Source organism: Knoellia aerolata DSM 18566, from assembly GCF_000768695.1.
Taxonomy (GTDB): Bacteria; Actinomycetota; Actinomycetes; order Actinomycetales; family Dermatophilaceae; genus Knoellia; species Knoellia aerolata.
The window spans coordinates 12,380-36,031 of the sequence record NZ_AVPL01000004.1 but is presented as its reverse complement, the minus strand read 5'-3'; the positions used below and the strand labels follow the sequence as shown (position 1 = coordinate 36,031).

At 71.4% G+C, this 23,652-nt stretch carries 22 protein-coding genes, 1 tRNA gene and 1 other RNA gene; 5 read left to right on the top strand and 19 right to left on the bottom strand.

Annotation, left to right across the window (positions count from 1 at the left end):
• Positions 1-9 precede the first annotated feature (9 nt).
• Complete coding sequence (locus N801_RS03030; protein WP_245618184.1) at positions 10-2,316, bottom strand: immune inhibitor A domain-containing protein; 2,307 nt, start codon at positions 2,314-2,316, stop codon at positions 10-12.
• Positions 2,317-2,474: 158 nt separating this feature from the next.
• Here N801_RS03030 and panB point away from each other — a divergent pair, with 158 nt between their 5' ends.
• Positions 2,475-3,344 carry a 3-methyl-2-oxobutanoate hydroxymethyltransferase gene (gene panB, locus N801_RS03025; RefSeq protein WP_035932699.1) on the top strand — a complete coding sequence of 290 codons (870 nt, stop codon included), beginning with the start codon at positions 2,475-2,477 and terminating at the stop codon, positions 3,342-3,344.
• A 1-nt stretch (position 3,345) separates the two neighbouring features.
• On the opposite strand, the gene N801_RS03020 is transcribed toward panB, so the two are convergent.
• Complete coding sequence (locus N801_RS03020) at positions 3,346-3,534, bottom strand: hypothetical protein (RefSeq protein ID WP_035932697.1); 189 nt, start codon at positions 3,532-3,534, stop codon at positions 3,346-3,348.
• A gap of 48 nt (positions 3,535-3,582) precedes the next feature.
• Between N801_RS03020 and map the strand changes: the two genes are divergently transcribed.
• A complete protein-coding gene (gene map, locus N801_RS03015) occupies positions 3,583-4,446 on the top strand; it encodes a type I methionyl aminopeptidase (protein ID WP_035932694.1) in 864 nt (287 codons plus the stop codon).
• A 58-nt stretch (positions 4,447-4,504) separates the two neighbouring features.
• Positions 4,505-5,275 (top strand): polyphosphate--glucose phosphotransferase, encoded by a 771-nt coding sequence (ppgK, locus tag N801_RS03010; protein ID WP_035932692.1) that lies wholly within the window; start codon positions 4,505-4,507, stop codon positions 5,273-5,275.
• Positions 5,276-5,378: 103 nt separating this feature from the next.
• Here the strand turns inward: ppgK and N801_RS03005 are convergent, their stop codons facing one another.
• From N801_RS03005 to N801_RS03000, 3 genes are all read right to left on the bottom strand, one after another.
• A complete protein-coding gene (locus N801_RS03005; protein ID WP_035932690.1) occupies positions 5,379-6,032 on the bottom strand; it encodes an MBL fold metallo-hydrolase in 654 nt (217 codons plus the stop codon).
• Between the two features lie 33 nt (positions 6,033-6,065).
• An RNA gene (gene rnpB, locus N801_RS19515) (RNase P RNA component class A) lies at positions 6,066-6,440 on the bottom strand.
• Between the two features lie 33 nt (positions 6,441-6,473).
• A complete protein-coding gene (locus tag N801_RS03000; RefSeq protein WP_035932688.1) occupies positions 6,474-7,919 on the bottom strand; it encodes an RNB domain-containing ribonuclease in 1,446 nt (481 codons plus the stop codon).
• Positions 7,920-7,960: 41 nt separating this feature from the next.
• Here N801_RS03000 and N801_RS02995 point away from each other — a divergent pair, with 41 nt between their 5' ends.
• Positions 7,961-8,713, top strand: a complete 753-nt coding sequence (locus tag N801_RS02995; protein ID WP_035932687.1) for a YaaA family protein — start codon at positions 7,961-7,963, stop codon at positions 8,711-8,713.
• Here N801_RS02995 and N801_RS02990 read toward each other — a convergent pair.
• From N801_RS02990 to N801_RS02950, 9 genes are all read right to left on the bottom strand, one after another.
• The gene (locus tag N801_RS02990; RefSeq protein ID WP_035932685.1) at positions 8,704-9,909 is read right to left on the bottom strand and encodes an O-succinylhomoserine sulfhydrylase; all 1,206 of its coding nucleotides are present in this window, start codon (positions 9,907-9,909) and stop codon (positions 8,704-8,706) included. The two genes, N801_RS02995 and N801_RS02990, sit on opposite strands and share 10 nt — an antisense overlap.
• On the bottom strand, positions 9,906-10,316 hold the full coding sequence (locus N801_RS02985) for a rhodanese-like domain-containing protein (protein ID WP_035932683.1): 411 nt from the start codon (positions 10,314-10,316) through the stop codon (positions 9,906-9,908). Before N801_RS02985 ends, N801_RS02990 begins: the two co-directional genes overlap by 4 nt.
• Before the next feature lie 42 nt (positions 10,317-10,358).
• Positions 10,359-11,096: a zinc ribbon domain-containing protein gene (locus tag N801_RS02980; protein WP_035932682.1), complete on the bottom strand. Its 738-nt coding sequence runs from the start codon at positions 11,094-11,096 to the stop codon at positions 10,359-10,361.
• Positions 11,093-11,920: a Nif3-like dinuclear metal center hexameric protein gene (locus N801_RS02975; protein ID WP_035932680.1), complete on the bottom strand. Its 828-nt coding sequence runs from the start codon at positions 11,918-11,920 to the stop codon at positions 11,093-11,095. The genes N801_RS02980 and N801_RS02975 overlap by 4 nt, the downstream gene beginning before the upstream one ends.
• A gap of 1 nt (position 11,921) precedes the next feature.
• A tRNA-Val gene (locus tag N801_RS02970) sits at positions 11,922-11,994 on the bottom strand.
• Positions 11,995-12,041: 47 nt separating this feature from the next.
• On the bottom strand, positions 12,042-12,515 hold the full coding sequence (locus tag N801_RS02965; protein ID WP_035932679.1) for a peroxiredoxin: 474 nt from the start codon (positions 12,513-12,515) through the stop codon (positions 12,042-12,044).
• A gap of 26 nt (positions 12,516-12,541) precedes the next feature.
• On the bottom strand, positions 12,542-12,982 hold the full coding sequence (locus N801_RS02960; protein ID WP_035932678.1) for a DUF3052 domain-containing protein: 441 nt from the start codon (positions 12,980-12,982) through the stop codon (positions 12,542-12,544).
• Between the two features lie 7 nt (positions 12,983-12,989).
• Positions 12,990-14,612, bottom strand: coding sequence for a PH domain-containing protein (locus N801_RS02955; protein ID WP_035932675.1), 1,623 nt, complete (start codon positions 14,610-14,612; stop codon positions 12,990-12,992).
• Positions 14,609-15,133: a PH domain-containing protein gene (locus tag N801_RS02950; protein ID WP_035932848.1), complete on the bottom strand. Its 525-nt coding sequence runs from the start codon at positions 15,131-15,133 to the stop codon at positions 14,609-14,611. The genes N801_RS02955 and N801_RS02950 overlap by 4 nt, the downstream gene beginning before the upstream one ends.
• Before the next feature lie 107 nt (positions 15,134-15,240).
• Between N801_RS02950 and aceE the strand changes: the two genes are divergently transcribed.
• Positions 15,241-18,006 carry a pyruvate dehydrogenase (acetyl-transferring), homodimeric type gene (aceE, locus tag N801_RS02945; RefSeq protein ID WP_035932843.1) on the top strand — a complete coding sequence of 922 codons (2,766 nt, stop codon included), beginning with the start codon at positions 15,241-15,243 and terminating at the stop codon, positions 18,004-18,006.
• A 96-nt stretch (positions 18,007-18,102) separates the two neighbouring features.
• On the opposite strand, the gene N801_RS02940 is transcribed toward aceE, so the two are convergent.
• The 5 genes from N801_RS02940 to N801_RS02920 all read right to left on the bottom strand — a co-directional run bounded on the left by N801_RS02940 (position 18,103) and on the right by N801_RS02920 (position 23,576).
• The gene (locus N801_RS02940; protein WP_035932673.1) at positions 18,103-18,708 is read right to left on the bottom strand and encodes a response regulator transcription factor; all 606 of its coding nucleotides are present in this window, start codon (positions 18,706-18,708) and stop codon (positions 18,103-18,105) included.
• Positions 18,705-19,808 carry a sensor histidine kinase gene (locus tag N801_RS02935; RefSeq protein ID WP_156996431.1) on the bottom strand — a complete coding sequence of 368 codons (1,104 nt, stop codon included), beginning with the start codon at positions 19,806-19,808 and terminating at the stop codon, positions 18,705-18,707. The genes N801_RS02940 and N801_RS02935 overlap by 4 nt, the downstream gene beginning before the upstream one ends.
• On the bottom strand, positions 19,805-20,662 hold the full coding sequence (locus N801_RS02930; protein WP_245618183.1) for an ABC transporter permease: 858 nt from the start codon (positions 20,660-20,662) through the stop codon (positions 19,805-19,807). Before N801_RS02930 ends, N801_RS02935 begins: the two co-directional genes overlap by 4 nt.
• Positions 20,659-21,603, bottom strand: coding sequence for an ABC transporter ATP-binding protein (locus N801_RS02925; protein ID WP_035932671.1), 945 nt, complete (start codon positions 21,601-21,603; stop codon positions 20,659-20,661). Before N801_RS02925 ends, N801_RS02930 begins: the two co-directional genes overlap by 4 nt.
• An 80-nt stretch (positions 21,604-21,683) precedes the next feature.
• Positions 21,684-23,576: a pectate lyase-like domain-containing protein gene (locus N801_RS02920; RefSeq protein ID WP_035932670.1), complete on the bottom strand. Its 1,893-nt coding sequence runs from the start codon at positions 23,574-23,576 to the stop codon at positions 21,684-21,686.
• Positions 23,577-23,652: the final 76 nt, after the last annotated feature.

The following is a 23,652-nucleotide window of genomic DNA, read 5'->3' as shown; positions in this document are numbered from 1 at the left end:
GGGCTTGAGTCACTTGGCGCCGAGAGTGATCTTGAGCTGCATCTCCGTGCCGCCCTTGGTCGTCCGGGCGACGGTGATCTTCGTGCCGAGACCGGCGACCTTGACCGAGCTCATCGGGTTGTCCGCGGTCCAGTAGCGGTTCGGGTCGGTGTCGTCGAAGGTCGGGATCGCCGCCTGCTTGCCGATGGTCACGGGAACGCCGTTGCGGTGGAAGGTGACCGAGTCGGTCTTCTCCTGGCCGAACGTGGCGTCCCACGGCTGACGACGGTTGCCGAGCAGCTGCCCGCCGGGGAACTTCACGGGAGCCGGCCGGGCGTCCACGGGCAGCGACATGCCGCCACCCGGGTGGGTGATGGTGTTGTTGTCGGCGAACGAGCCGTCGACGTACCAGACGAGCATGCCGTTCTGGTAGGGGAAGCGCTCGACCCAGTCCGGCTTGGTGCTGGACCAGCCGAAGTTGTACGGGCCGGTTTTGAGCGTCGTGTCGTAGCCGGAGTACACACGGTTCTCGGCCATGTACCAGCGCGGGTACATCTTGTCCGTCGTGCCGCTCATGATGGTGAAGCCCACGGCCGTCCAGCCGTTGGCACCGGACTCGACGGTGTCGTTGAGAACGGTGGCCCCGTCGGCGGTGATGGTGATGTCGTCGATGAACGCACCCTTGAGGGCGAGTCCGCCGTCGGTGACGTAGTTGAAGCGCACCTTGGCCTGCTTGCCGGCGAACGCCGTGAGGTCGAAGGACTTCTGCGTCCAACCGTTGCTCGCGCCGTCGATGGCGGCGACATCGGTCCAGGTGGCGCCACCGTCGGCGGAGGCCTGGACGTAGAGGTAGTCGTAGCCCTCTTCGATGTCGTAGTCCAGCCACGCCGACATGCTGGCCGACGTCTTGCCGGTGAGGTCGACGTCCCGGGTGATCGAGTTCTTCAGGTCGTTGCCCGAGCCGCTCCACCACTCGGCGGTGCCGCTGTGCGGGGTGTTGTACTTCGTGACGACCTTCTTGTCGGGCAGCGGGACGATGACGGCCTGCGGCGTCGTGGCGCCGTCGAGGTCCGCCTGGCCCAGCGTGTAGGTGCCACTCTTGCCGGCGACGGTGTAGTCGAGCCAGCCGAGCTGGAGCTTCTCGAGCGGGCCCATGTAGCCGGGCTTGGAGCCGATGTCCTCGCCGCCGTCGTTGAGCCAGGAGCCGCCGGACATGAGCGTCCAGAACCCGGTGCCGTTGTCGCCACCGGCGGTGTCGTAGTAGTCCGGCAGGCCGAGGTCGTGACCGAACTCGTGCGCGAACACGCCGAGGCCGCCGTTCTCGGGCTCCGTCGTGTAGTCACCGATCCAGATCCCGGTGTTGCCCAGGGGCACACCGCCGGCCTTGTTGAACGCCGGGCCGGTCTTGCCGGCCTGGTTGTAGTTGACGTACCAGCGGTGCGACCAGATGGCGTCCTCGCCCTGGGCGCCGCCGCCGGCCTCCTCACCAGCACCGGCGTGGATCGCCTGGAAGTGGTCGATGTAGCCGTCGGCCTCGGCGAAGTTGCCGTCACCGTCGTAGTCGTAGCGGTCGACCTTGTCGAACTGCTCGAGGTAGGTCTTGATCTCGGCGTCGGTCTTGCCGGCGGCCTTCTGGGACTCGAACCACGCGGTGGCGGAGTGCTCGACGAACGGCCAGGCGCCCTGGGCGTCGCTGATCTTGTTGCTGCCGTAGCGCGCTGCGTTGTAAGGGACCTTCACCCAGTCGGACACGTCGCCCTTGGCGAGGAAGCGGCCGTTGGACTGCTTGAGGTAGAAGTCCTTGAAGGACTCGCCCTCACCGAACATGAGGTCCTGGTAGTGCGCGCGGTCGTAGTTGGCCGACCACTCCGTGCTGTTGTCGTCGGTCGCGTCGCCGTCCCAGTTGCGGTCCGGCTCGGCGATCTGGTTGTGCAGCGGGCCGGGCGTGCCACCGGTGGTGGGGTGGACCTGCGAACCGAACTCGCCGAGGATCGTGAAGATGCTCTCCTCGCGGTTGACCGGGTAGGACACGAACCGGTCCTTCGCGGCGGGGCTGCCCTTGGCGGCCTTGGGGTTGCCCTTGAGCTTGATGACGCGCTGCCCACCACGGGTCTCGGTGGTCGCCGTGCCCTTGACGAGCTGGGTGACGGCGTCCTGGCGCAGCGTGCGCGCGGCGTCGCCGAGGGGGTTGGGCAGGTCGTCCTGCTTCTTCGTCGAGGCCTTCGTGTCTGCTGCAGGGGGCGCGGCGTCCTTGGCCTGCGCGCCCATCGGCGCGAGGCTCACCACCAACGCGGCCCCGGCCAGTCCGGCCAGGGCGCGAGTGTGTCGTTGTGTCACGGTTCCTCCGAGTGTGATCGCCCGCCAGGGGTCAGGCGCGGCTACTGCAGAGAAACATGTGCATTGCGATTGCACAATGGTTTGTGGGGTTTCCTTGACCTGCTTTTTACCTTCCCAGCACGAGGGCCCCGTCGAGCGGCCTCTGACAGGATCGCCCCATGAGCGCCCAGCCCACTCCCCCCGCAGAGACCACCAACCCCTACGGCACCGGAGCCCAGGCGGCCCCGCAGAAGCGCATCCGGGTCCCCCATCTGCAGAAGATGAAGGAGACGGGCGAGAAGTGGGCGATGCTCACGGCATACGACATGTATGCCGCCGAGATCTTCGACGAGGCCGGCATCCCCTGCCTTCTCGTGGGCGACTCCGCCGGCAACAACGTCTACGGGTTCGAGACCACGGTGCCGGTCACCGTCGACCACCTCGTGCCCCTCTGCCGCGCCGTGACCTCGGCGGCCAAGCACGCGATGGTCGTCGCCGACCTCCCGTTCGGGTCCTACCAGGCGAGCCCGCAGCAGGCGCTCGCCACCGCGACGCGCTTCATGAAGGAGGGCATGGCCCACGCCGTCAAGCTCGAGGGCGGCATGGCGATGGTGCCGGAGGTCGAGCTCCTCGTGCGCGCCGGCATCCCCGTCATGGGGCACATCGGCTTCACCCCGCAGAGCGAGCACGTGCTCGGTGGCTACCGGGTGCAGGGGCGCGGCGCCGGGGCCGACCGCCTCCTCGAGGACGCGATCGCGCTGCAGGAGGCCGGGTGCTTCGCGGTCGTCATGGAGATGGTGCCCGCGCCCGCCGCGAAGCGGGTCACCGAGGCGCTGCGCATCCCGACCGTCGGGATCGGCGCCGGCCCGGACTGCGACGCCCAGGTGCTCGTCTGGCAGGACATGGCCGGGCTCCGCGGTGGGCGTGCGCCGCGCTTCGTCAAGAAGTACCTCGACATGCGGACCGACCTCGGCAACGCCGCGAGGGCGTATGCCGGCGAGGTCGCCTCGGGAGCCTTCCCCGCCGCCGAGCACAGCTTCGAGGAGTGAGTCAGTCCTCCTCGTCCTTGCCCTCCCAGGCGCGGTCCTCGGCGTCCCACTTCTCGGTGTTCTCGCGGGCGCTGGCGAGGGCGCCGCGGGCCTCGTCCTCGGTGTCGTACGGTCCCATGACGTCGTCGTTGCGGCTGCGGTTCTCGTCGGTCTCGACCTGCTGGGTCGCGATGTTGTACCAGTAAGCCACGCTGTCCTCCTCGTCAACCTGTGCGGCACTCTGCCTAGACTCCACCGTATGCCGATGACCTACGGAAGTGTCGCTCCGGGGGAGGTCTCCCCGAGACGCGCCGTGACCGCCACCATCGAGCGCCCGGAGTACGTCGACCGGCCCACGCCCGACAAGTTCCTCTCCCCGGAGGTCAAGGACGCCGAGACGATCGAGCTCATGCGGGTGGCGGGTCGGATCGCGGCCCGGGCCATGGCCGCCGCCGCCGCCGTCATCGCTCCCGGAGTCACCACCGACGAGGTCGACCGCGTCGGTCACGAGTTCCTCCTCGACCACGGCGCCTACCCCTCCACCCTCGGCTACCGCGGGTTCCCCAAGTCGCTCTGCACGTCGGTGAACGAGGTCGTGTGCCACGGCATACCGGACTCGCGCCGGCTCGAGGACGGGGACATCGTCAACATCGACATCACGGCCTACATCGGTGGGGTGCACGGTGACACGGACGCGACCTACCTCTGCGGTGACGTGGACGAGGAGTCGCGCCTGCTCGTCGAACGCACCCACGAGGCGATGATGCGCGGGATCAAGGCGGCCCTGCCCGGCCGTCGGGTCAACGTCATCGGCCGGGTCATCGAGAGCTACGCCCGCCGGTTCGGCTACGGCGTCGTGCGCGACTTCACCGGCCACGGGATCGGCCGGTCCTTCCACTCGGGGCTCGTCATCCCGCACTACGACGCGGCCCCGTCCTACGACACGCTCATCGAGCCGGGGATGACCTTCACCGTCGAGCCGATGCTCAACCTCGGCACGGAGGCGTGGGAGATGTGGGACGACGACTGGACCGTCGTCACCGCGGACCGCAGGCGTTCGGCACAGTTCGAGCACACCATCCTCATCACCGACAGCGGCAACGAGATCCTCACCCTCCCCTGACCCCGCACGACACCCCCCTCGACACCCGCACGACTCGACCCCGGACGAAGGAGTCCCCATGAGCAAGAAGACCGGTCTGCCGCTGGGCATCGACGTCGGCGGGAGTGGGATCAAGGGAGCGCCGGTCGACCTCGCCAAGGGCGAGTTCGCCGCCAAGCGCAAGCGCATCGACACGCCGGCGAAGTCCACGCCCGAGGCCGTCGCGGACGTCATCGACCAGATCGTCGACCACTTCGACGACGTCCGGGGCGACTCCCCCATCGGCATCACCATCCCCGGGGTCGTCACGCGGGGCGTGGTGCGCTCCGCCGCGAACATCGACAAGTCCTGGCTCGACTTCGAGGCCGAGAAGCTCCTCGAGAAGAAGCTCGGCCACGACATCGTCCTCGTCAACGACGCGGACGCGGCCGGGGTCGCCGAGCTCCACTACGGCGCGGCCAAGGGGCAGAAGGGCCTGGTCATCCTCACGACGCTGGGCACGGGCATCGGCACCGCGCTCATCCACAACGGTGTCCTCGTCCCCAACTCCGAGCTGGGTCACCTCGAGCTCGACGGCTTCGACGCGGAGAAGCGCGCGGCCTCCTCGATCAAGGACATCGAGGGCCTGAGCTACCCCGAGTGGACGAAGCGGCTGCAGCGCTACTACAGCCACCTCGAGAACCTCCTGTGGCCCGACCTCATCGTCGTCGGCGGCGGCGTGTCCAAGGACGCCGAGCAGTTCCTCCCGCTCCTCAGGCTCCGCACCAAGATCGTCCCGGCGACGCTCGAGAACAAGGCGGGCATCATCGGTGCCGCGCACCTCGCGCAGGAGTACCACGACTCGCGCTGACGATGCCGACGCCATGTCGTTCTCGCGGCGGCCTGTCGCCCTGGCGCCGTGCCCGGACGAGAACGACGTGCCGGCGCACGGACGACCCGACGGCCCCCGGAGGTCAGCGGACGGTGAACTCCACCGCACCGGATGCGGCGAGGTCGCGCACCTCGGTGTCCGCTCCCCCGAGCGTGCGGGCCTGGCCGAGGTAGAGGTCGCGCCCGGACTCGTTGAGCAGCCCGTCGTGGATGGGGACCGCGACCGGCGGGTTGAGCCGGCGCAGGAAGCCGGCCATGTCCCGGCTGCGCTGCCACGGCGCGTTGAGCGGGAAGGCGACGACGTCGACCTCGCCCGGCTCGCCGTCGAGGCTGTCACCGGGGTGGTAGAGGCCGGGTTCGCCCTCGGCCCGCAGCACGACGCCGACGTTGGGGATGCGCGCGATGTCGTCGTGGATGAGGGCGTGGACCTCGCCCACGGGGGTGAGCGTCACCGAGCCGAGCGTCGTCCCCCCGTCGTGGGCCTGCGCGTCGATGCCCAGCCCGGACAGCACGTCGAGGCTGCCGGGGTCGGCGAGGACCCTGGCCTGCGGGTTGCGCTGCACCAGCGCGGGGAACCTCCCCCGGTCGAGGTGGTCCGGGTGCTGGTGGGTCACGACGACGGCGGTGAGGTCACCCACCGCCTCGAAGCCGGGCGTGAACCCGCCCGGGTCGATGAGGACGCGCTGGTCGCCGATCTCGACGAGCAGGCAGGCGTGGCCGAGGTGCGTGAGTCGCATGTCTCCACCGTATGCCGGGTCCCGGCGTGGGTGCGGACGAGTCAGTCATAAGCCGGGTTCTGTCACGTGGCCGGTTGCCCGGGTCACGTTGACGGTCATCCATCTCGGACCGCTGTTGCCAGCGGCCTCCAGCGCCCTACCCGTGTGCTCGGGCGGGCCGCCCTCGAACGCACACTGTCTGAGCTTGCTCCGGGTGGGGTTTACCGAGCCGACTCCGTCACCGGAGCCGCTGGTGGTCTCTTACACCACCGTTTCACCCTCACCGCCCGGTCGAGACCGGGAGGCGGTCTGTTCTCTGTGGCACTGTCCCGCGGGTCACCCCGGGTGGCTGTTGGCCACCACCCTGCCCTGTGGAGCCCGGACTTTCCTCGACGTGGTTGCCCACGCCGCGACCGTCGGACTGACTCGTCCGCGTCCCCAGCATAGGGGTGGACGGCCGGGTCAGGCGACGACGAACCGCACCTGGCCCGTGGCGACGTCCGCGGACTCCAGCCGGACGGACACGGACGCGCCGAGGTCGCCCTGCCCCTTGGCCCGGGCGAGGACCGGGATCTCGAGGAGCTGGACCTCGAGCCCGCGGTCGTCGCGGTCGACGACCACGGCGTCGAAGGTCTCACCGACGTGCGCGTGGAGCACGGCCGCCTCGACGGCGTCGGCGCACATCCGGTCGGCCGCACCGGCGCGGCGGTCGGACTCCTTCATCAGCTCGGGGATCGACGGCAGCGCCTTGCGGACCCAGACCGGGACCTCGCGGTCCGCGCTGATCGCCTCGCAGACGACGAGCCCGAACCGGTCGACGAGGCGGCGCAGCGGGGCGGTGACGTGGGCGTACGCCTCGGCCACCGCGGCGTGCCCGACCTGCTCGGGCACGTCGCCGTCGAACGGCGTGTAGCCCGCACCCCGGAAGAGGGCGGTGGCCGCGTGGATGAGCGCGAGGTGCCTGGGGTCGTCGCGGTCGAGGGAGCGCAGGAAGTCGCCGTAGCCCTGCTCGGCCGGCCAGGGAGCGCCCAGGGCCTTGGCCTGGCGCCGGAACCGTGCGACCGCGTCGTGGTCGGCGTCGGGCATCGTGCGCAGGATGCCCATGCCGGCGTGCAGCATGAGGTCGGCGGCGGCCATGCCGGTGAGCAGCGAGATCTGGGCGTTCCAGTCCTCGCAGGTGCGAGGAGGCCGCAGCGCCAGGGTGAAGTTGCCGTCGTCGCCGAGGTGGACCTCCTGCTCGGGCATCGGCAGGCTGGCGCCGCCACGCAGCTGCTCCTGCCGGATGCGGCGCTCGCCGATCTCGCGGAGCAGGACCCACCGCTCGTCGGTCGTGCCCGCGTCGACGAGCTCCTGCACCCCGGCGTAGTCGAAGCGCTCGACCGAGCGGACGAGCGCGCGGTAGACCTCCGCACTCGTCCCCTCACCCTCCGCGTCGAGCCGCAGGTCCCAGACGAACGCCGGCCGCACCTCACCCGGCAGCAGGCTGGCCGCACCTTCGCTGAGCACGGGAGGATGGAGCGGGACCCGGAGGTCCGGGCAGTAGATCGTCTGGCCACGGCGTCGGGCCTCGGCGTCGATCGTCCCACCGGGCTCGACGAAGGCGGGCACGTCGGCGATGGCGTAGCGCACGCGGTAGCCGTCGCCGTCGCGCTCGAGGCACATCGCCTGGTCGAGGTCCATGGACGTCGGCGGGTCGAGGGTGACGAAGGGGACGGCCGTCTCGTCGCGCTCGGGCAGCGCGGGCGGCGTCTGCGCCAGCCGGTCGGCCTCGGCCTGCACCTCCGGGGGGAACACCTCGCTCGCGCCGACCTCGGCCCGGATCGCCGCGAACCGGGCGAGCAGCGTGTCCCGGACGGTGTCGGAGGTCGTGGGGTCGACGGGGGCGAGGCGGATCGCGCGATGTGGCATGCCCGCCAACCTACCCAAGGGGCCGCACGTAGGGTGGCCGCGTGCTCATCGTCCTCCCTCCGTCGGAGTCGAAGTCGAACCGCCGTCGCGGACGACCGGCCGACCCGGCCACGTGGTCCTTCCCGGAGCTGGCCACGACCCGCGAGCGGGTGGCAGCGCACCTCACGAGGGCGAGCGCATCGCCCACGGCCGCAACGGTGCTCGGCGTCTCACCGGGCCTCGCCGACGAGGTGGCCCGCAACCTCACGCTGGGCACCGCACCCGCCACCCCCGCGGCCGACGTCTACACCGGGGTGCTCTACGACGCGCTCGGCCTCGCCACCCTGGACCCCGCGGCGCGGCGCCGGGCCAACCGGTGGGTCGTCGTCGTCTCCGCGCTCCACGGTGCGGTCCGGCTGGGTGACCGGATCACGGCATACCGCCTGTCGATGGACGTGAACCTGCCCGGCCTCGGACCGGTGGCGGCCGCGTGGCGACCGGTCCTCGACGAGGTGCTGGCTCCCGCTGCCGGGCGCGAGGTCGTCGTCGACTGCCGGAGCTCGACGTATGCCGCCGCGTGGACTCCCGTCGGTGACGTCGCCGACCGCTGGGTGCAGGTGCGCGTGCCGGGTGCGAGCCACATGGCCAAGCACACCCGGGGCCTCGTGGCCCGCCACCTCTGCGTGGTGGGTCAGCGGGCCCGCACTCCCGAGAAGCTGGCCGCGATCGTCGCCGAGGAGTTCGACGTCACCCTCACTCCCCCGGCACGCCGCGGGAGGCCGTGGGTCCTGGACGCCCTCCCGCGTCAGCCCTGAAGCGCGCCGACGAGGGCGGCCTCGACGTCCTCGACGAGGTCGTCGACCGACTCCAGTCCCACCGAGATCCGCACCGTCCCGTCGGTGATGCCGACCGCGGCGCGGGCCTCCTCGGTGAGCCGCCGATGGGTCGTCGTGGCCGGGTGGGTCACGAGCGACTTGGCGTCACCGAGGTTGTTGGAGATGTCGACCAGGCGAAGCGCGTTCATGAGGCGGAACGCGACGTCCTTGCCCCCGTCGACCTCGAACGTCACGACCGTGCCGCCGCCGCCCATCTGGCGCAGGGCCAGCTCGTGCTGCGGGTGGCTCTCGAGCATCGGGTAGACGACCTTGACGACGCCCTCGCGTCCGTCGAGGTGGCGGGCGAGAGCCAGCGCGTTGTCGGCCATCTGCCGGACCCGCAGCGACATCGTCTCGAGGCCCTTGAGGAGCACCCACGCGTTGAACGGGGACATCGCCGGGCCGGTGTGCCGCATGAGGTTCTTGACCGGGCCGTCGATGAACTCGGCCGGCCCGAGGACCGCACCGCCGAGGACCCGCCCCTGCCCGTCGATGTGCTTCGTGGCGGAGTAGACGACGACGTCGGCGCCGTGGTCGAGCGGGCGCGAGAAGACGGGGGTCCCGAAGACGTTGTCGACGACGACGACGGCGCCGGCGGCGTGCGCGAGCCGCGACACCGCCTCGATGTCGACGAGCTCCTGCATCGGGTTGCTGGGCGTCTCGAAGAAGACCGCGGCGGTCGGCACCGAGAGCGCCTCCTCCCACTGCGCCAGGTCCGGACCGTCGACGACGACGGTCTCGACGCCGAAGCGCGGGAGGATCTCGTCGACGATGACGAAGCACGACCCGAAGAGCGCCCGCGACGACACGACCCGGTCGCCCTGCCCGCACAGGGCGGCCAGGGCCACCCAGACGGCGGCCATGCCCGAGGCGGTCGCGAAGCAGGCCTCCGCGCCCTCGAGCAGGCGCAGCCGCTCCTCGAACATGCGCACGGTGGGGTTGCCGTAGCGGCTGTAAATGAACTTGTCGATCTCGTCCTTGAACGCGGCCTCGGCCTGCTCGGCGGACTCGTAGACGAAGCCCGAGGTGAGGAACATCGCCTCGCTGGTCTCGTCGAACCCGGTGCGCGACAGGCCTCCTCGCACGGCCAGGGTCTCGGGCCGGAAGGACCGGCCCGGCTCGTCGCCCGTGCTCACCCCTGCGTCCACGGGAGACCGGCGGCCTTCCAGCCGCCGACGGTCCGGTGGCCGTCGGCGCCGTGCGGCCCCTCGAAACCCTCGAGGACGTTGTATGCCGGCCCGAGACCGGCCGCGGTCGCGGCCTCCGCCGCCGCGACCGACCGCACCCCCGAGCGGCAGATGAAGTACAGGGGCGTGCCCTCCGCGACGCCGGCCGCCCGCAGCTCCTCGACGAACGCGTCGTTGACGCTGCCGTCGGGCCAGCGCTGCCACTCGACGAGGAGCGGCGTCCGTCCGGTCTCCAGCTGCGGGACACCGACGTAGGTCCACTCGGCGCGCGTGCGCACGTCGACGAGGACGGGGTCGTCGGAGTCGGTCACCGCGGCATGCGCCTCGGCGGGAGTGACGTCACCGGCATAGCTCATGCGGCCAGCGTAGGCGCGGGCGGCCGGGTCGTCAGGAGCCGTTCAGAGACCGGACTCGGGCAGGCGCACGAGGATCCGGCGGCACTCCTCGCAGCGGATGACCTCGTCCTCCGGGGCCGCCTTGATCCGGGCCAGCTCGACCGGGTTGAGCTCGAGCTGGCAGCCGCCGCAGCGTCGCTGGCGCAGGGGTGCCGCACCCGTCCCGCTCGTGGCGCGGATCTTGTCGTAGAGGGCCACGAGGTCGTCGCCGACGAGCTCGACCGTGCGGGTCCGGGGCGCGACGATGTTGGCCGCGTCACCGTCGAGCTCGGCGAGCCGGTCGTCGCGCGCGGACTCGAGCGCACTGAGGCGCTCGGTCAGCTCGCCGCGGCCACGCTCGAGCTCGCGCACGTCGTTCTGGATGGCCTCGGCGCGCTCCATCACCTCGAGCTCGACGTCCTCGAGGGCGGACTGCCGGCGACCGAGGGACTCGAGCTCGTGCTGGATCGCGGTGAGGTCCTTGGCGGTGCCGACACCGGAGTCGAGCCGCTGCTGGTCGCGGGTCACCCGGTCCCGGACCTGCTGGACGTCCGAGTCCGCCTTGGAGAGCTCGCGCTGCACGTCGCCGAGCTCGGTGCGCGAGCGCACGAGCTGGTCGTCGAGGACCTGGGCCTTGCCCTCGAGGTCGGCGATCTCGGCGTGCTGCGGGAGGGTCTTGCGGGCGTGCTCGATCTGCGACAGCCGGGTGTCGATGGTCTGGAGGTCGAGCAGCTTGGACTGACGCGCTGGGTCCGCTTTCACGGCATACCTCCGAGGTTCTCCGCCCCGACCGTGAAGGTCCACGGGTCGGTGCGCACTGTGCTGATGTCGATGTCCACCCTAAGCGCACGGGCGAGGGCGTCCCGCACGGTCGGCAGCCACACCGCCTCGCTCGACCAGTGGCCCGCGTCGACGAGGAACGGCGGGCCGCCGCGCGACTCCTCGCGGGCCTCGAGCGCGGGGTGGTGGCGCAGGTCCGCCGTGACGTAGACGTCGGCGCCCGAGACGCGGACGGCCTCGAACTGGTCGTCGCCCGAGCCACCGAGGACCGCCACCGTCTCGACCGTCGCCTCCGCCGGGCCCGCGACGCGCAGGCCACCCGCGGCCCGGGGCAGGGCGGCCTGCAGGGCGGTCGCGAACTCGCCCAGCGTCGTCGGCGCGGCGAGCCGGCCCACGCGGCCGAGCGGCTGGTCCTCGACCATGACCAACGGCCGGGTGTCGGTCAGCCCGGCAGCGGTCGCGAGTGCCTCGCAGACGCCCACGGCCGCGACGTCGGCGTTGGTGTGGGCGACGTAGAGCGCGATGTCGCCGACGACGAGCCGGGTCACGCTCGCCCCCTTCGCCGTCGTCGTCGCGACCGAGTGGACGCCGCGCAGGAGCAGGGGGTGGTGCGTGAGGAGCAGGTCCGCGTGCCTCTCCCGCGCCTCCTCGATGACGGCCAGGGTGGGGTCGAGCGCGAGCAGCACCCGCTCCACGGGCTGCTCGGGGTCGCCCGTGACGAGTCCCACCTGGTCCCAGGACTGGGCGGTCGTCGTCGGGTAGAGGCGTTCGAGGACGTCGACGACGTCCCGCAGGAGAACAGTCATGTGGGCCCGGCCGGCCTCGAACCGACGACACCCGCGGTGTAAACGCGGTGCTCTACCAACTGAGCTACAGGCCCTGACGCGGCGGCGGGCCGCGACGGGGCGCCCATTCTGTCAGGGAGGGTCAGGCGCGGGCGAGGGCGTCGTGGTAGCCGCTGAAGTCCCGCCGCTCACCGATGCCGCTGACGAGGGACCACCGGATGACCCCGTCGGGGTCGATGAGGAACGTGCCGCGGCGGGCGACCCCGGCCTCCTCGTCGAAGACGCCGTAGGCGCGGGCGACCTCGCCGTGGGGCCAGAAGTCGGACAGGAGCGGGAAGAAGTAGCCGTCGCGGTCGGCATAGGCCCGCAGCGAGAACATCGCGTCGCACGAGACCGTGACGACCTGGACGTCCTCGGTCACGAACCGGCCGAGGTCGTCGCGGATCTCGGTCAGCTCCCCGGTGCAGATCCCCGAGAAGGCCCACGGGTAGAAGACGAGCAGCACGTGACGCTGCCCGAGGTGGTCCGCCAGTGCGACCTCGGCACCGTTCTGGTCACGCAGGCTGAACGAGGGCGCACGTGTCCCCACGGGGAGCCCGGCCGAGGTGTCCGTCATGGCGTGCAGTCTGCCCCAACCCCCTGTCAGCGGCGTGTCTTGGGGGCGACGAGCTTGGTGGCCCGCCAGCGTGGCGAGGCGTTGAAGGAGCCGGCCGCGTGGAGCCCGGCGGTGGTCGACGCCTCGTCGATCTCGGCGGGGTCGACGGCGCCGTCGTCGCGGCCCTTGGGGGTGAGGGCCAGGACGAAGCCGGCCTCCCCGAGCACGACGACGAGGTCGACGAGGGCGTCGGTGAGGTCACCGTCCTGGGCTCGCCACCACAGGAGGACGGCGTCGGTCTCGCCGGTGTAGTCCTCGTCCTCGAGGTCGGAGCCGATGACGTCCTCGACGGCGAAGCGGAAGGCGTCGTCGACGTCCTCGGCCCAGCCGAACTCCTGCACGATCTGCTCGGCGGCGAACCCGAGGCGTTCGACGCCGGCCGGGCCGTCCGCCCCCGGGTCGGCGGGCGGTGGTGCAGGGGTGTTCACGGTCGGGTTACCTCTCGTCGGTTCGGGCTGGGGGCACTAGTTGACTAGGAACTTCGGGTTCGGTGCAAGCGCTTCGCGAGATTGCCCGTGCCGCACGGGCCCGGCTCGCCTCGTCGCGGAGGAGCCGGGTGGCCGTCGCGGACGCGAGGTGGTGGATGCTCACGTCGACCGGGCCGGGCGTGGACACGAGCGCCACGGTGACGAGGTCGAGCCGACGTTCGAGGGGTCCCTGCGCCAGGCTGAGCGACTGGACCCGAGCGTGCGGCATGACGGAGACCCGCCGCCACAGCCGGCCGGTGCGCACCATGAGCGAGTGCTCCGAGACGGCGAACCCGGAGCGCTGCCAGCTCAGCGGGTCGAGCCTCCTGGCCCGCTCGGAGACGAGCGTCCACCCACCGTCGACACCGTCGCCGAGCGCAGCGCTGCGCAGGTCGGCTTCGGACAGGGCCGGGTCGAGGAGGGTGAGGACGGCGAGCGCCTGCTCGAGCGTCCCCACCGGGAGCACGGTCGTCTCGTTGTCGGAGCTGCCCGTGCCGTCGTGGGCGATCCCCGCGACGTTGACCTTGACCCGCCACCAGCCGAACGGCCGCCACCACATCGGCTGGACCATCCCGACGGCCTGGATGCGGTGCAGCGGGATCGTCGTCGTGCGCTTGTCGGTGAGCCCGTGCTGGATCCGGGCCGCGGTGCCGGTGTCGGCCAGCCGGAAGTTCCCGTGCTTGAGCAGCTCACCGACCCGGTTGACGGCGAGACCGAAGGCGAGGGGCCCGAGGGCGGGCAGCGCGATGACGACACCGGTGAGCACCCTGACGGAGGAGCCGTAGGTCGCGAGGGCGATGGTGCCGGCGAGGAGCGCGAGGGCACCGAGGACGATCGTGCCGCCGTGCAGGATCGTCGCGACGAAGAGGCGAGAGTTCGGGACCCGGAGGACCTCGCGGCCGCCGTCGACGTCGCCCACGCCCCCGGCCAGCGGGCCGGCGGCCGAGCCGTCACCACGGGGAACACCGTCACCACCGGCGTCGGCGCGGCCCACGTCGGCGCGCCCCGCCTCGTCCCGGCGTCCGGCGAGGACCAGCAGCTCACGTCGCACCTCGTCGGCGCGGGCGGCGCCGAGGAAGGCCAGCTTGAGGTGGGAGTCCCCTCCACCCGCCGACTGGACGATGACCTGCGAGAGCCCGGTCAGCTGGGCGAGCAGGGGCCGGCTGATCTCGATGGCCTGGACGCGCTCGAGCGGGACCTGCCGGTGCTCCCGGAACAGCCAGCCCTTGCGGAACTCGATCTGCCCGTCCGCGACGCGGAACTTGGAGAAGCGCCAGGTGAGCCAGCCGACGAGGCCGATGAGGCCGAGGACGGCCACCACCACGGCACTGGCCACGAGCGAGTGGTCGAAGAGGAAGCCCAGCCCCTCACGCAGGCCCTGGTCGGTGCCGTCGTCCGGGTCCCGCTCGCGCTCTCCCCCGCCCAGCCCGAGGAAGAGGTCGTCGACGAACTGGGACGCGGCGTACCCGAGGACGGCCACGCCGACGAGGCCGCCGCGCAGGACGGGTGAGAGCGGGTGCAGGTGCTGCCACTCGTGCAGGGCGAGCTCGCGTCGTGGCGGCGGCGCGGGGGTGGCGTCGGGCTCGGTCACAGTCCGGCTCGCTGGGCCTCGCCGCGAGCGGCCAGGCGACCGCGCAGGGCCTCGGCCTCCTCCGTCGGCAGCCCGGGCAGGGTGCCACCGCTCTCCGGTGAGGCGGTGTGGAACTCGCATGACGCGATGCCTCGCGAGCGCATCAACGGCCCGGACTCGACGTCGATGTACTGGAGGCGGCCGTACGGGATGCTCACGAGCGAGCGGAAGAGGCGGCCCTTGCGGATGACGATCTCGTCGGGCAGCTCGATCCACGTGATCGCCGAGACCTGCCGGACGATGAGCCACGCACCCCATGCGACCAGCGCGGCGAGCACGCCCGCCCCGACCCAGAACCACGGTGAGACGACGACGGCGAGGACGGCGAGGACGACGACGAACGGCGTGAGCCACGCGAAGAGGGTGATGAGCCGCACGGTGCGCAGCGCGGGGCTGACGCTCCGCCAGGGAAGCTCGTCCCCTCGCAGGGTCACGGCGTCGGGGTCCGCCCCCGTCGGTGCGGGGTCCACGTCCGTCGTCATGGCCCCCAGCCTGCCAGCCGACCCGCGTGTGACGACGGCCACTCCCCAGTGACAGGATGGAGCGAGTCGACCTCACCGGTCGTGGACGCAAGAGAAGGGACACCGTCGTGACGTTTCGCGAGGAAGCCGGCCCGATCCTCAATGGCCTCCCGAGCAGCCTCACCGACATCGACCCCGAGGAGACCTCGGAGTGGTTGGACTCGCTCGACCAGCTGATCGACGACGGTGGGCGCCAGCGTGCCCGCTACGTCATGCTGCGGCTGCTCGAGAAGGCCCGCGAGAACCAGATCGGTGTCCCGTCACTCACGGCGACGGACTACGTCAACAGCATCGACCAGGAGCAGGAACCCTGGTTCCCGGGTGACGAGGACGTCGAGCGCCAGTACCGCCGGTGGATCCGCTGGAACGCGGCCGTCATGGTGCACCGCGCGCAGCGACCCGGGGTCTCGGTCGGGGGGCACATCTCCACCTACGCCTCCGCGGCCACGCTGTACGAGGTGGGCATGAACCACTTCTTCCGCGGCCTGGACCACCCCGGCGGCGGCGACCAGATCTTCTACCAGGGCCACGCCTCCCCCGGCATGTACGCCCGGAGCTTCCTCGAGGGCCACCTCGGCGAGACCGACCTGGACGGCTTCCGCCAGGAGAAGAGCCACATCGTCGACGGGAAGATCCGCGCGCTGTCGTCCTACCCGCACCCGCGGATGATGCCGGACTACTGGCAGTTCCCGACGGTGTCGATGGGCATCGGCCCGATGAACGCGATCTACCAGGCCCAGTTCAACAAGTACCTGCACAACCGCGGGCTCAAGGACACCTCCGACCAGCGGGTGTGGGCCTTCCTCGGCGACGGCGAGATGGACGAGCCGGAGTCGCGCGGGCTGCTCCAGCTCGCGGCCAACGAGGAGCTCGACAACCTCACCTTCGTCGTCAACTGCAACCTCCAGCGCCTCGACGGCCCGGTGCGCGGCAACGGCAAGATCATCCAGGAGCTCGAGGCGTTCTTCCGGGGCGCCGGCTGGAACGTCGTCAAGGTCATCTGGGGACGCGGGTGGGACCCGCTGCTGGCCGCCGACCGCGACCACGCCCTCAAGCACATCATGAACACGACGACCGACGGTGACTACCAGACGTTCCGGGCCAACGACGGCGCCTACGTCCGCGAGCACTTCTTCGGACGGGACCCCCGCACCCGCAAGATGGTCGAGGGACTCACCGACGACCAGATCTGGCACGACCTCCAGCGCGGTGGGCACGACTACCGCAAGGTCTTCGCCGGCTACCAGGCGGCGGTCAACCACACCGGCCAGCCGACCGTGATCCTCGCGCACACCATCAAGGGCTACGCCCTCGGCAGCCACTTCGCCGGTCGCAACGCGACGCACCAGATGAAGAAGATGACCGTCGACGACCTCAAGACGTTCCGCGACGTCCTGCGCCTGCCCATCACGGACAAGCAGATCGACGACAACCCGTACCAGCCGCCGTACTTCCACCCCGGAGAGACCGATCCCACCCTCGAGTACATGCTCGAGCGGCGTCGCGTCCTCGGCGGCTCGATCCCCCAGCGCCGCAGCAAGTACACCCAGCTGTCACTGCCCGGGGACGACGCCTACAAGCAGGTGCGCAAGGGCTCCGGCAAGCAGACCATCGCGACGACGATGGCGTTCGTCCGGCTGCTCAAGGACCTCATGCGCGACAAGGAGTTCGGCAAGCGCGTCGTGCCGATCATCCCCGACGAGGCCCGCACCTTCGGGATGGACTCGTTCTTCCCGACGTTGAAGATCTACAACCCGCACGGCCAGAACTACACGCCGGTGGACCACGACCTCATGCTCAGCTACCGCGAGTCGGTGTCGGGGCAGATCCTCCACGCGGGCATCAACGAGGCCGGGTCGGTGGCGGCCTTCACCGCCGCCGGCACGAGCTACTCGACGCACGGCGAGCCGATGATCCCGATCTACGTCTTCTACTCGATGTTCGGGTTCCAGCGCACCGGCGACGGGATCTGGGCGGCGGCCGACCAGCTGACCCGTGGCTTCCTCATCGGCGCCACGGCCGGCCGGACGACCCTCACCGGTGAGGGCACGCAGCACGCCGACGGGCACTCGCCGCTGCTGGCGTCGACCAACCCTGCGGTGCTCGCCTACGACCCCGCCTTCGGCTACGAGATCGGCCACATCATGCGCGAGGGCCTGCGGCGCATGTACGGCGACGACCCCGAGAACCTCATCTACTACATCACCGTCTACAACGAGCCCAACGTGCAGCCGGCCGAGCCCGAGGACGTGGACGGCGAGGGCATCCTGCGCGGCCTGTACCTCCTCAACAAGGCCGAGACGGAGGGCTGGACCCACCAGCCCCCCCGCGCCCAGCTGCTCGCCTCGGGGGTCGGCGTGCCGTGGGCCCTCGAGGCCCAGCGCCTGCTCGCCGACCACTGGGGGGTCGCGGCCGACGTCTGGTCGGTGACGTCGTGGGGCGAGCTGCGCCGCGACGGGCTCTCCTGCGACGAGGAGGCCTTCCTCCACCCGGAGAACGAGGTGCGCGTCCCCTACGTGACACAGCGCCTCCAGGACGCCGATGGCCCGGTCCTCGCGACGTCGGACTACATGCGGGCGGTGCCCGACCAGATCGCCCAGTACGTCCCCGGCGAGTTCCACTCGCTCGGCACCGACGGCTTCGGCTTCGCCGACACCCGTCCGGCGGCGCGACGCTTCTTCCACGTCGATGGACCCTCGCTCGCGGTGCGCACCCTCCAGGTGCTCGCGGCGCGCGGCGAGGTGGCCGCGGACGTCCCGACGAAGGCGGCCGAGAAGTACGACCTGCTCGACGTCCGCGCCGGCACGAGCGGCAACGAGGGCGGGGACTCCTGACCCCGGTGGGGTGACCCGCCGGTCACGTCACCCCTGCGTCCGCAACCCTGGTCGGGATACCGACCAGGGTTGCGGACGCCAACGGGGGTATGCCGGTCAGAGCCACCCGCGGTCCCGGGCGTGGTTGGCCGCCTCGGCCCGGGTCGCCGTCCCGGTCTTGGCCATCGCCGACGACAGGTGGTTGCGCACCGTCCCCTCGGACAGGTGCACCGCAGCCGCGACGACCGAGACCGGGGCGCCGGTGAGCGCCGCCCGGAGCACGTCCTGCTCGCGCGGCGTGAGCGGGTTCGGCCCCTCGATGAGCGACTCCGCGGCGAGGGCGCCGTCCACGACGCGCTCCCCCGCGTGCACCCGGCGGACGGCGTCGGCGAGCTCCGACGCCGGCGTGTCCTTGACGACGAACCCGCCGGCGCCCGCCTCGAGCGCCCGCCGCACGAACCCGGGCCGACCGAAGGTCGTGACGATGAGGGCACGGGTCGGCACGCCCGCGGCCGTCATCGCCCGGCACACCTCGATCCCGTCGAGCCCCGGCATCTCGACATCGAGCAGGGCGACGTCGATCTCGTGGCGGCGCAGGACCTCGAGCACCTCGTCTCCGCGACCCGCCTCGGCGACGACGTCGAGGTCCGGCTCGAGCCCGAGGAGGGTGACGATGGCGCCGCGGACGAGGGCCTGGTCGTCGGCCACGAGGAGCCGGATCACAGCGTGACCACGAGCCGCGTGCCGGGTGACGCGTCGCTGACCCGCAGCGCACCACCGGCGGCGTCGACCCGCTCGCGCACACCGCGCAGCCCGTTGCCCTCACGCAGACCGGAGGGCCCGCGACCGTCGTCCTCGACGGTGAGCGACGCCGGGCCCAGGACCACACGGCACACGGACGCGTCGCTGTGGCGCACGACGTTGGTGACGGCCTCCCGGAGCACCCACGCCAGCACGACGCGGTGGCGCGGGTCGACCACCGAGAGGTCCTTGGGCATGTCGGCGGCGATGCCGGCGGACGCGAGCACCCGCTCCGCGGAGGCGATCTCGTCGTCGAGCCGGGCCGAGCGGATGCCGCCGACCGCGGCGCGCACCTCGGCGAGAGCCTGGCGGCTGAGCACGCCGACCTCGGCGATCTCCTGACGCGCGCGCTCCGGATCGGTGTCGAGGAGCCGCTCGGCGACGTCGGCCTTGAGGCTCATGGCCGTGAGGGTGTGACCGATGACGTCGTGGACGTCGCGCGCCAGCCGGTCCCGCTCGGCCGACACCGTGAGCTCCGCGGCCAGCTCGTCGTGCAACAGGCCGCGTCGCTCGATCGTCCGGACGACAGCGGTGACGACGGCCACGAGCAGGACGACACCCGACAGGTACCAGGTGTCCGCCAGCTCGCTGGACACCGTCGTGAGCCAGGTCGTGACGAGCAGGACCACCACGGTCACGCCCACCGCCGCCCACATCGGCAGGACGAACATCGCGAGCGCGACGAGGTACGGACCACCGCCGACCGACGCCGACCCCACGAGCAGGTGGATCATCACGCAGATGAGGGTGAGCGCGACGAGGTGTGCGACGCCCCGTCGCACCACGTCGGCACGGGAGACGGCCCGCGACATGGCGCGGAACCCCCGGATGTAGACACCGGCGAAGACGACGTAGAGGGCGACCCCGGCGATGATGCGTGGCCGGCTCTCACCACTGTCGACGACACCGGCGATGGGGAACGCGAGGAAGACCAGCCACACCCCACCCATGACCCAGCCCCACCGCTGCCAGGGGTGGACCTGCAGCGGTGGGGAGGGCTGCGCCGAGGCGTGGGCGCTCACTGCCGGCCGCGGCTGCGGCGCACGAGCCAGGTCGCGAGCACCGCGAAGATTCCCGTCCACACCGCAACGTTAGTCACTGACATCCACAGCGCCTCGTGGACGAGGCCGCCCTGGCTGTCGACGACGTGCCCCTCGGTCAGTGGGTAGCGCGCCAGCGAGACGTACCCGTAGAGCGGCGTGAACCGGGCGATGTCGAGCAGGATGCCGCTCAGCGGGAAGAAGATGTTGCCGAGGAAGCCCAGGACCACGAGCGAGCCCCCCGCCGCCGTGACGGCCGACTCGGACCGGAACGCCAGCCCGAAGACCAGTCCGTAGAGCGCGAACATCACGGCTCCCACCACGAGGATCGCCGCGCTCCCGAGCCAGGCCGTCGCCGTGCCCTCGGCGCCCGTGAGCACCCCCAGGACGTAGACGACGAGGATCGGCAGGGCGGCCACGACGAGGGCCACGACGGCCTTGGTCGCGACGTACGTCCCGTCCCTCAGCGGCGTGAGCCCGAGCTGGCGTCCCCAGCCCTGCATCCGCTCGACCGCCGCCGTCCCACCGATGCCGACGGTCGCGGTGACGGCGCCGTAGGCCGCCATCGAGATCATCACGTAGAGGGCGACGTTGCCGTTGCCGGCGTTCTCCTGCGAGTAGCCAGCGCTGGCACCGAAGAGGACGTACATGAACGCGGGCAGCCCCACGACGAAGAACATCGTGACGAGGTCGCGCACCGTCCGTCGCAGCTCGAGGCGCACGTATGCCGTCCGCTCCCCTCGCGACCTCGCCTCGCGTCGCGTGGTGCCGAGCTCCGGGGTGGCGCGGCCGGGACCGGGTCGGCGGTCGGGTGAGGTCATGGTCGTGGCGGTCATGCTGCTGCTCCTTCGGAGGCGGTGTCGGTGGTGCCCGTGAGGGCGAGGAAGGCGGACTCGAGCGAGCCCGTGGTGACCTCGAGGTCTCGTGCCGCGAGGCCGTTGAGCAGGGCACGGGCCACGGCGTCGGAGTCCGACGTCGTCACGGTGAGGCGGTCGCGGTCGACCCGGACCTCGTGCACCGCCGCGAGGGAACGCAGGTGGCTGACGGCCGCGTCGACGAGGTCGAGGTCGAGGCGGGCCGCCACGGTGCGACCCAGGGCCCGGCCGCGGATGACGTCCGTGGGGCCGTCCGCCACGACCCTCCCGCCCGCCACCAGGACGATGCGACCGGCGAAGGAGTCGGCCTCCTCGAGGTAGTGGGTCGCGAAGAGGATGGTGCGGCCGGCCGCCGCCTCGGCGTGCATCGAGTCCCAGAAGGTGTGGCGCGCGGAGACGTCCATGCCGGCCGTCGGCTCGTCGAGGATGAGCAGCTCGGGGTCGGGCAGGAGGGCGAGGGCGAAACGCAGGCGCTGCTGCTCGCCGCCGGAGCACTTCGAGACCTTGCGGCTCGTGACCGTGGTGAGGTTCGCGCGCCGCAGCACGTCGTCGACCGGTGCGTGCACGGCATACGTGCTCGCGATGAGCTCCACGGTCTCGCGCACGGTGAGGTCACGCAGGAGCCCGCCGGTCTGCAGGACCGCGGAGACCCGACCGGCCCGGACCGCGTCGCGTGGCGACTGCCCCAGGACGCGGACGCCGCCGGACGTCGGGGACGTGAGGCCGAGCACGAGGTCGAGGGTCGTCGTCTTACCGGCGCCGTTGGGCCCGAGGAACGCGACGACCTCGCCGCGGTCGACCGTGAGGTCGATGCCGCGCACCGCCTGGACGGCTCCGGCGCGGCCCGGGAAGGACTTGGTGAGGGCCGTCAGCTCGACGGCGGGACTGTCGTGGTGGGTCATGCCTCAAGGTTCGGTCGCCGCGGGGGTGCGACGACAGTGCCGGGAGACACGACCTCACCATGACATCTGTCAGGGGCACGTCACGGGTGGTCGACGACGTAGGCCGGGACACCGGTCCGCGTGTTGTCCACCTGGTCCCCGACGTCGTTGACGACGTGCCGGATCGTGCCGGCCCCGAGGTTGACGGTGAGGAGGTGGTGGAGGGTCACGCCCGGGGTCCGCGGCGCCTCGAAGCCGCGTTCGGTGACGATCGCGGGGTTGTTCTGGTTGAACACGTAGGAGCCACCGCCGAACAGGCGGTGCGTCCGCACGTCGGGGCTCACGAGGAAGCCGGTCCATCCCAGGGTGCCGTCCGGTCGCTGCCAGTCGGCCTGGGTCGGCGGGTCGTACGGCAGCTCGTTCTGGTAGAGCACGACCACCCCTCGTTCACCGTTCCAGATCGTGTTGTGCTCCTGGAAGTGCTCGACGAACAGCCCCGTGGCCGTCACGTCGTCACCGTCCACGACCAGCCCGTTCCGTGCGGTGTTGGTGCGCCAGCGGTCGGTGTCGCCGTTGACGCCCTCGGTGAAGCCCTCGATCCCGTGGTCGGCGCGCCACACCCAGGTGTGGTCGACGAGGACGTGGTCGCTGAGGATCTCGAGCGCGACCTCGGTGCGGCCGACGTGCGGCCCGCCGACCCGGAAGTAGACGTCACTCAGCGTGAGCGGGTCCGCAGCGGAGGAGCGCTTGCCCGCCCCGTCGGGGGGCGTGCCGCGGCTCGGGCCGACGGTCATGAGGGATTCGGACTCGACCTTCCCGGCGTCGATGGTCACGCCGGCGATGACGGTGCCCGCACGGTCCGCGACCCGCAGGGGGGTCGCTCCCCCGACGGAGGTGAGCGTCGCCTGGCCCATGCCGAGCACGACCGTGCCCGCGCGGCGCACGTCGAGGGTGCGGTCGATGTCGTAGAGGCCCGGGGTGAGCAGCAGGTGCTTGCCGCGGGCGAGCTGCGTGTTGAGCGTCCGGGCGGAGTCCGCCGGAGTCGCGACGTGGAAGTCCGTCAGCGGGATGGTGCGGCCGGGGGTGAGTCCGTCGGACCACGTCGTGCCGCGCGTCTCGGCGCCAGCGGAGGGGACACGAACCTGCCACGCACCGGACCCGTCGACGTGGAGGTAGGGCTTCTCACGGCTCAGCGGTGTGGTCGCGAGCGTCGTGTAGGGCGGGGTCGGGAAGCCGTCCTCGCTCGGTGCGCCGTCGACACCCGAGAAGACCTGGTTCCAGACGCCGTTGCTCCATCCGGCCACGGCGCTGTTGCGGGTGATCCACTGCTGCTGCGAGCCGTTGATGACGAAGGGCAGGGCGGAGTCGGCGATGAACCCGCCGCTCGCGAACTGCGGTCCTGCGGTGCAGTAGTCCATGAGCGACAGGTTGGCGCCGGTGACGTGCACCCGACGCATCGAGGACGCCTGGGACACTGCCCAGAAGTTCGCCGAGGACCGGCAGCCGTCCTGACCGACCGAGCTCACGGCGATGGTGAGGTTCGACAGGCTGCGCCAGAAGTTGTTGAGGGCGATGCAGTTCTGCGTCCCCCCGGCGTCGAGACAGCGGTTGTAGACCTCGACCTTGCCGTTGATCGTCACGTCGCCCGGTGAGGCACCGAGGCCCGCGACCTCGGTGTAGTAGCCCACCTTGACCTGCAGCGGCTGCGCCGCCGTGCCATAGGTGCCGGGCTTGAACAGGAGGCTCCAGCGTGCGTCACCCATCTCCGCGTCGACCTGCTGGGCATGGATGGCGTCGACGTGCGCCTGAATCTGCGCCGTCGGCATGCTCGGGTCGAAGACGAGCACGTTCGTGCCGAAGGGATGGTCGTCCGGCGGCGCCGCGGTCGACGTCGCGGCCCCGGTGACCGTCAGTGCGGCAGCGAGCGTCGCCACGAGGGCGAGGCGGCCGAGCGTGCGGCGGGGCCGCGGGGTTCGGACGAGGGGTTCGAGCATGACGGCCGCCTTCCGCGGGCGCCGCTCCCGCTGAGGACGCTCCCTCCGTCAACCAACCACAGCGGGGGCGGCACCA